The following is a 7,706-nucleotide window of genomic DNA, read 5'->3' as shown; positions in this document are numbered from 1 at the left end:
AGAGGTGCGTTGTGGGGGGGGGGGGGGGGGGGGGGGGGTGGGTGGTCGGGTCGGGCTGGCTCTCGGGGGGGTGGGGGCGCGCGGGCCGCCCCCCCCCCCCCAGGGCCGTGGCCACGGTCAGCTGACGGCGGCCGTGCCGAGTTCGGCGATCTGGCCCAGCGACATGTCCAGCTCCTCGTGCAGGAACCGGACGATCGTCCAGTGCGGCAGTGCGCCTTCGTCGAAGGGGCCGAACTCCTTGACGTACAAGGGAATCCAGCGTAGCGCCTCGGCCGCGGCCTGCTCCCGGGGCGGCTCGGTCCGGTAGTCGGAGTAGCTGATGCTGCGGTGCTCGACGAAGAAGCCGCCCGGCAGCCGCTCGGTGCAGAATTCGCGGTACTCCCGGGTCTGCAGGATCAGGTAGTGCCAGATCTCGTCGATCTCCTGCTCGACGGGGAGGAACAGACCGGCGAGCTCGTCCTCGTGCGCCGAGACCAGATAGAGATAGCGCAGGCATTCCAGCGTCTGCCGCTCGACGTACTCGGCGGGTTCGCCGGTCTTCGCGACGAAATATTCGACGACTTCCGCGTACAGCGGCTCGCCCAGCAGGGAACGCAGATCGGCGGCGGAAACAGCGGGCACGATGCTCCTAGTGGTTTCGGGATTCCGGGTGCAGCCAGGCGTACTTGCCGGACCTGCCGATCGGGATGCGGTTCCGGTGTACCGGTTCGACGGCCAGTTCCAGGTGCTCCGAGAGGGCCGCGACCAGTGACGTGGCGGCCGGGGCGCCGAGCGGATCGCCGTCGAACGTGGTGTATTCCAGTTCCGCGGTGTTGTCTTCGCCGACCCGCAGCCGGTAGAGGAACACCGGTGGAGCGCATTCGCCGATCCACCGGTCGAGGTCACCGTGACAGAGCAGAGTGGATCCGACGCGGATCAGTTCCTTCTCCCGGCCGCAGAAGCGCGCGATGCGCGTCGGGTCGGGGCTCCCGTCCACCGTGCGCGCGCAGTCGCCGGAACGGTACCGGATCAGCGGCATGTACGGATTGCGGATACTGGAGACGATCAGGCCGAACAGCGTGCTGCCTTCTTCGACCGGCACCAGTTCGACCCGCATTTCGTCGAGGTGGGGATGATAGCGGCCCTGGCGGTCGCTGTAATAGAGATAACCGAGTTCGGTGCTGCCGAACAGGTCGATGATCGGGCAGTCGAAATGCTCGCGGATAAACCGGGAAACATTGTCCGGGGTGTATTCGTAGGCGTGGACGATGCTGTCCGGCCGGGGCAGAGCCTGTGCCAGGCCCCACCGCCGCGCCTTGAGTACCAGATGGGCGAGATGGTAGCTCGAACAGTCGAGGTGGTAACTCCCGCTCGGATGCCCCGACCGCGTCCGCTCGATTTCGCCGAGCATGCCGGCGACGTCCTCGCGACTCCACAACGCGGGATCCAGCCGCTGGTTGACGTAGACGGTGCGCTCGTCGAGACGCCGATCCGCCAGGCTCGGGTGTTCGGCGGGCTGCTCGCCGCGTGCCCTGGCGTTGACCCGCGCGACGTGCTGGGTGGCCAGCACGGTCGTGAGCGACACCCGCGGACAGCCCTTTTCCCAGGTGTGCGCGATGTCGGGGTGTTCGCTCCACAGCCGGTAATAGGATTTCAGCAGGAAATACGGCGGCCGGATCAGCTGCATGCGCGCGTGGTTCGTGCCGGTGGACAGCACGAACTCCGCGGCGCCGGAGTCCAGCGCCGCCTTCAGGTCCGGGGTCATCCAGTTGTCCGGGAATTCCCGCGCGATGCGGTCCTTTTCGAGAATCGGGAACTCGCCGCGCTCGACGGAATCCCGGTACAGGGGAATGTCACGGACGGCGTCGACCATCTCGGCCGGGGGCTGGCTCGTCATGTTCACCCATCATCCGATGCCGGACACCGGTGGCCGTCGACGGCGGAACCCGCCGACGGTCACCGGTGCGGGGAAGCCGTCAGGCCTTGCGGGACCGCGAGCTGGAAATGCAGCCCTGCTTGGCCCGCGAAATGCAGCCTTCCTTGTTCGCGCTCGGCGCCGAATTCGCGGCGACCCACTTGTCCCACACCTTGTCCTGCGCGATCAGCTCGACCAGCTTTTCCATGCGCTACCTCCGAACGGGGATACACCGACCGCGGTGACCGAAACGATCATCGCCCCGCCAAGGTAAAGGGATTGCAAAGGCTATGTCAAGGACACTTGAAGAAAGGTGGAGCTGTCAAAGCCGGGTGAGTTGTCACGCAGTGTCGCGGTTTCCGGCGAGTTCCCGTTTTCGTTGCGCGAATTCGGTGAAGATCCGTGCGGTGGCGGGCGTTCCGCTACCGTGGCCGTCATGAACGATCTTCCTCTGTCCGTGCTGGAACTCACGCTCGTGGAAGCGGGCAGGACGGCGGGCGACACACTGGCCGCGACGGTCACCACCGCACGCCGCGCCGAGGAACTCGGCTTCCGGCGCATGTGGCTGACCGAGCACCACGGCACCCCGATCATCGCCAGCGTGTCGCCCCCGGTGCTCGCGGCCTCGTACGCGGCGGCGACCGGCGCGATCCGGGTCGGCTCGGGCGGAGTGCTGGTACCCAACCACGCGCCGCTGGCGCTCGCCGAGCAGTTCCTGAGCCTGTCGGCGCTGCATCCCGGGCGGATCGACCTCGGCATGGGGCGCGGGCCGGGAACGTTCCGCGAGCCGGTGGTCCGGGCACTGCGCCGGGGAGCCGGGATCGCGACCGACGAGGAATACCGCGAGGGAGTGACCGCGCTGCTGGGTTTCCTCGCCGACGAGACGTCCCTGCTGCCCGGCGTCGAGCGGCCCCGGCCGTGGCTGCTGGTGTCCAGCCCGGCGGGCGCGGGCCTGGCCGCCGAGCTGGGGCTGCCGATCGCGGTCGCCCATCACATCCGGCCGCAGAGCACGGTCGAGGTGGTGGAGCGGTACCGGGCGGGCTTCCGGCCGTCGCGCTGGTGCGCGGAGCCGTACGTGATCGTCGCGGTCCGGACGATCTGCGCGGACTCCGACGCCGAGGCCGCGGCACTGGGACTGCCCGCGCGGGTGCTGACCGAGAACATCGCGAAGCAGGATGACGCCGCTCCGTTTCCCACTGTCGCCGAAGCGGCGGAGCACGTTTTCGCGCCCGAACTGGAAGAAGGGCTCGCGGCCTACCACGCGCAGCAGGCGGAAGGTTCGCCGGAGACCGTGGCTCGGCGGCTCACCGGCATCGCGGAGCGGACCGGCGCGGACGAGCTGATGCTGGAGACGCCGGTGTACGACCCGGCGGCCCGCGCGAGGTCCTACGAACTGACCGTCAAGGCATTCCGGGGTTCGTGACCCGGGACGGACCCGCGTAACGGCGGAGGCGCCGGGAGAGATGTCAGAGTGGGTGCGGCTGGGGGTGACCGGCGCCGCTCCGGTCACCCCCGGCCGCGGCTCAGCCGGCTGCCGCGCTGGAGGTCCCGCGCAGCTTCACGCCCGCCGTGGAGGCGTTCTTGATCGCCGTCTCGATCTGGGCCATCGTCGAGGACGAGCTCAAGCCAGGGACGGTCTCGGTGTTCAGCGCGTAGAGCGTGAACGTGTACGGATGGCTGGAACCGCCAGGGCACGGGCCGAAGAACTTCTGCGTGTTCGCCCCGCTGCCCATGGCCTTCTGTTTGGCGCCGCCCTGGCCCGGCACGCTGAACCCGGCGCCGAGGCCCTCCGGCAGCGACGTGGTCGCGGCCGGGATGTCCCAGATCGCCCAGTGCAGCTTGTTGCCGTTGTTCGCGACGTCGGCGAAGACGATCGCGTAGCCCTTCGCGCCGGTCTTTCCCGCGCCCCAAGCCAGCGGCGGCGAAGTGTCCTGTCCGGCGGAGTGGTCGCCGGCGCAGGTGTACTTGTCCGGGATCTTGGCGTTGTCGGCGAAGGCGGTGCTGCTCAGCTTGAAATCGGTGCCGGGGGTGTTCCCGCCGGCGAACTTCAGCCGCACGATGACGTTGTCGAGCACCGACGGCGTGCCGCCGTTCTTGTCGTTGTTGGTGGAGGTGAGCCAGAGCCCGCCGTCCGGCGACTTCGTCACCGAGCGCAGCCTGCCCCAGCGGCCGGAGAACACCGCCTGCGCCGGGCCGACGCCGTTACCCGCCGAGTTGATCTGCATGACCCACAGCTGTTCGCCGGTAACCCCGGCGACGTAGATCCAGTCGCCGACGATCTCGATCCCGCTCGGCCCCGCCTGGGAAGTCGGCCAGGTCTTCTTCGGGGCGATGAAGCCCGCGCAGTCGCCCTGGGTGCCTTCGCACTTGTCCCAGCCGTAGTTGCCGCCCTTCTGGATCAGGTTGAGCTCGTCCATCGTGTTGTCGCCGAACTCCGCCGCCCAGAGCTGGCCGCGCGAATCCCATGCCAGGCCCTGCGGGTTGCGGTGGCCGTAACTCCAGACGTAGCGCGCGTTGCCGCCGTCGGCGTAGAACGGGTTATCCGAAGGCGCGGAGCCGTCCGCGTTGAGCCGCAGAATCTTGCCGTTGAGCGAGTTCTTGTTCTGCGCGTTACCGCCGTTCTTCGCGTCGCCCGCGGTGGCGTAGAGCTTGCCGTCCGGGCCGAACCGGATCCGGCCGCCGTTGTGGTAGCGGTTCTTGGCGATCCCGGTGAGGACCGGCTCCGACGTCGCCGACAGCTTGCCGTTCTCGTACTTCATCCGCACGATCCGGTTGTCGTTCGCGGTGGTCTGGAACAAGTACACGGAGTGGTCGGTGGCGAACGCCGGGGAGAGCGCCAGCCCGAGCAGACCGCCCTCGCCGTTCGTGGTGACCGTGCCGGGAACCTTGCCCGCCACGGTCTTCTGCCCGTCCGGCGTCACCCGGACGACCTCGAACCGGTCGCGTTCGGTGGCCAGTGCCGAGCCGTCGGGCAGGAAGTCCACCGACCACGCCAGGTCGGCCTTCGCGATGTCCTTGTCGTACTCCGGGATCCCGCCCCCGCCGGTGGTCTTCGCGGTGACGGCGTTGCTCGCGGCCGAGGTGTTCCCGTTGGGATCACGGGATTTCACCGTGAACGTGTAGGACGTGGCCGGGGTCAGGTCGGTGACCGTGGCCTCCAGCGACGTCGTGGTCGCGACCTTGGTGGCGCCCTGGTAGACGTCGTAACCGGCGATCTTGCCGCTGTTGTCGGTGGAGGCGTTCCACGCCAGCGACACGCTGTTCGCGGTCGTCCCGGTCACCTTGAGCGCCGAGGGCGCGGTCGGCGGGGTGGTGTCGTCGCTCGGGGGAGTCGTGAACGTGACGACGTTGCTCTGCTGCGAGGGGTTGCCCGCCGCGTCGAACGCGCCGACCGAGATGTCGTAGGCGGTGTTCGGGGTCAGGGTGTCCACGGTCGCGGAAAGCGTGTTCCCGTCGACGCTCTTGAGGACGTTGCCGCCGCGGTTGATCTCGTAGCGCACCACACCGACGTTGTCGGTCGAGGCCTCCCAGGTGAACGTCGCCGAGGTCGGCTTGACGTCGCTCGCCTTGAGGTTCTTGGGCGGCGTCGGCGGCTCGCCGTCGTCGGAGCCGGTGAAGGTGTCGGTGAGCTTGTCGGCGTTCGGGCCGCCGTCCGCGGTGGTGGAGGTGGTGCGGATCTTGTTGGCGCCCGCGGTCAGTTTCACCGTCGCGGTCACGGTTTTCCACGTCGTCCACGAGCCGGTGCCGGGGAACGACAGGGTGGTGGCCGGACCGCCGCCCACGCTGAGCGAGAGCGGTCTGTCGGCCGCGGTTCCGTTGGCGTAGCGGAAGGTCAGCGTGTGCGTGCCGGCCTGTGCCGCGTTGACGGAGTACTCGACATAGCTACCGGCGACGTTGTCGAAGTTGACGAATCCCTTGCCGGAGTAGCCGGCGTGGTTGGACTCGACCTTGCCCTGGGAGATGAAAGCGCTTTCCGACTCGTAGTCGGTCGACGCCGCGGACGCGGTGAGCGCGGGCAGCACGGTGCTGCCGAGCGCCGCGGCGGCCAGGCACGATAAGGCCGCGCGCCACGGTGGGCGGGGTGCCACTGGAGGCCTCCTGCTGGGTCGGGGACAGGGAGGGGCAACGCGGCGGAATGGGCGGGGCCCACCGGGGACGTCATAGTTAGGAAAGTTTCCTATCTATAGCGGAAATCACACACCCTTCGAGCGCTGGTGTCAATACCGGACCCGAGTGGTGACTGCGCGTGAAGGCGACTCACCGTCAGGTGCGCCGTAAAAATCATGTACGGCGCTGTACATGATAGTTACTGGCTGGTAGGTTGACCGCGTCGCACTGTGATCCACTTCATGATTCAAAGGGGAGTCATGGGCAAAAACCCTGTTCGCCTGCTGGCCGCCGCGGTCGCCCTCACGTTGACCTTCGTCGCCGCACCGGCCGCCACGGCCGCCGCGGCAGGGACGGCGACCACCGCGGCCGACCCGTTCTACGCCTACAGCGGCAGCGAGCCGCTCTCGTCGTTCGCCCCCGGGACCGTGCTCAAGACCCGGACGCTGAGCTACCACGTCATCGGTATTCCCACGCCGGTGCAGGCCGTCCAGCTGCTCTACCGGTCGACCGACGCCCAGGGCCGCCCGTCCGCCAACGTCACCTCGGTGGTCCGCAGCCTGACCGGTGACACCGGCAAAGCCGTGTCGTACCAGTCGTTCTACGACTCGCTCAACCCCGAACACGGTCCGTCCCGGGCGATCGCCGGTGACGTCTCGCTCGGTGGTCTCATCCCGAACGCGGAAGCCCTCTTCATCGCGCCCGCTCTGTTGCTGGGCTACAACGTGGTCATTCCCGACACCGAAGGGCAGACCGCGAACTTCGCGGCGGGGCCGGAATACGGCACCAACACGCTGGACTCGATCCGGGCCGCCACGAAGTCCCCCAAGACGGGGATGAACGAGAACACCAAGTTCGGGCTCATCGGCTACTCGGGTGGCGCCATCGCGACCGGCTGGGCGGCCGCGCTCGCCCCGCGCTACGCGCCGGACGTCGACAAGAATCTGGTGGGCTTCACCGAGGGCGGCGTGCTCGTCGACCCCGCGCACAACCTCAAGTACGTCGACGGCAGCATCGCGTGGACCGGGGTCATGCCGATGGCGCTCATCGGGGCGTCCCGTGCCTTCGGCATCGACCTCAAGCCCTACGCGAGCAGCTACGGCCTGCAGGTGCTCAAGGATCTCGAGCACGCGTCGATCATCGACGCGGTCGGGCACTATCCCGGGTTGACCTGGACCAAGCTCGTCAAGCCGGAGTACGCCAACCCGAACTCGATCCCGCCGTTCGTCGAAGCGGTGAACAAGATCAACATCGGCCAGGCGCCCACCCCGACCGTCCCGGGTTTCATCGCGCAGGGCAACGGCGGTGTCTTCGAGGGCACCTTCGGCAACCCGCCCGGCATCGGCACCGGGGACGGCGTGATGGTCGCCGGCGACGTCCGGGCCCTGGCGAACCAGTACTGCGCCACCGGCAACAAGTCGATCAAGTACGAACAGTACGACGCGCTGAGCCACGTCGGCGCGGCCGCGGCGTGGGCGCCCTCGGCGATCGGCTGGCTCGTCGACCGGTTCGCGGGCAAGGCGGCGCCGTCGGACTGCGGGCGGATCCCCGCGGGGAACTCGCTCGCCCCGGAGAAACCGGTTTCCTGACCGGGACGACGTTCCGCTGATCGGTGGCCGGCCGGGGGTTTGCCCGCCGGGGCCCGGGGGGGGGCCGGTGTGCGCGGGGGGGCGGAGCCCGGGTGGGGGTGGGGGTGAGGGACAGG

General features: G+C 68.7%; 6 protein-coding genes. 2 read left to right on the top strand and 4 right to left on the bottom strand.

The window, feature by feature from the left end:
* Positions 1-117: 117 nt before the first annotated feature.
* From ACFWY9_RS25480 to ACFWY9_RS25470, 3 genes are all read right to left on the bottom strand, one after another.
* On the bottom strand, positions 118-621 hold the full coding sequence (locus ACFWY9_RS25480; RefSeq protein WP_378324792.1) for a hypothetical protein: 504 nt from the start codon (positions 619-621) through the stop codon (positions 118-120).
* A gap of 7 nt (positions 622-628) precedes the next feature.
* Positions 629-1,876 carry a hypothetical protein gene (locus tag ACFWY9_RS25475; protein ID WP_378324793.1) on the bottom strand — a complete coding sequence of 416 codons (1,248 nt, stop codon included), beginning with the start codon at positions 1,874-1,876 and terminating at the stop codon, positions 629-631.
* 79 nt (positions 1,877-1,955) lie between these two features.
* Positions 1,956-2,102 carry a hypothetical protein gene (locus ACFWY9_RS25470; protein ID WP_378324795.1) on the bottom strand — a complete coding sequence of 49 codons (147 nt, stop codon included), beginning with the start codon at positions 2,100-2,102 and terminating at the stop codon, positions 1,956-1,958.
* A gap of 228 nt (positions 2,103-2,330) precedes the next feature.
* On the opposite strand from ACFWY9_RS25470, the gene ACFWY9_RS25465 reads away from it, so the two are divergent.
* Positions 2,331-3,317: an MsnO8 family LLM class oxidoreductase gene (locus tag ACFWY9_RS25465; RefSeq protein WP_378324796.1), complete on the top strand. Its 987-nt coding sequence runs from the start codon at positions 2,331-2,333 to the stop codon at positions 3,315-3,317.
* A gap of 100 nt (positions 3,318-3,417) precedes the next feature.
* On the opposite strand, the gene ACFWY9_RS25460 is transcribed toward ACFWY9_RS25465, so the two are convergent.
* Entirely contained in the window at positions 3,418-5,982 is a 2,565-nt protein-coding gene (locus tag ACFWY9_RS25460; protein ID WP_378340101.1) for a YbhB/YbcL family Raf kinase inhibitor-like protein, read from the bottom strand.
* A 279-nt stretch (positions 5,983-6,261) separates the two neighbouring features.
* On the opposite strand from ACFWY9_RS25460, the gene ACFWY9_RS25455 reads away from it, so the two are divergent.
* Positions 6,262-7,590 carry a lipase family protein gene (locus ACFWY9_RS25455; RefSeq protein ID WP_378324799.1) on the top strand — a complete coding sequence of 443 codons (1,329 nt, stop codon included), beginning with the start codon at positions 6,262-6,264 and terminating at the stop codon, positions 7,588-7,590.
* Positions 7,591-7,706: the final 116 nt, after the last annotated feature.

It is taken from the genome of Amycolatopsis sp. NPDC059027, from assembly GCF_042739735.1.
Taxonomy (GTDB): Bacteria; Actinomycetota; Actinomycetes; order Mycobacteriales; family Pseudonocardiaceae; genus Amycolatopsis.
This window is presented reverse-complemented; position numbering and strand designations above follow the sequence as displayed.

Excerpts from the sequence above, each read along its gene's own strand:
- ACFWY9_RS25475 (WP_378324793.1), bottom strand. The coding sequence starts at position 1,876 with ATGACGAGCCAGCCCCCGGCCGAGATGGTCGACGCCGTCCGTGACATT.
- ACFWY9_RS25470 (WP_378324795.1), bottom strand. The coding sequence starts at position 2,102 with ATGGAAAAGCTGGTCGAGCTGATCGCGCAGGACAAGGTGTGGGACAAG.
- ACFWY9_RS25465 (WP_378324796.1), top strand. The coding sequence starts at position 2,331 with ATGAACGATCTTCCTCTGTCCGTGCTGGAACTCACGCTCGTGGAAGCG.
- ACFWY9_RS25455 (WP_378324799.1), top strand. The coding sequence starts at position 6,262 with ATGGGCAAAAACCCTGTTCGCCTGCTGGCCGCCGCGGTCGCCCTCACG.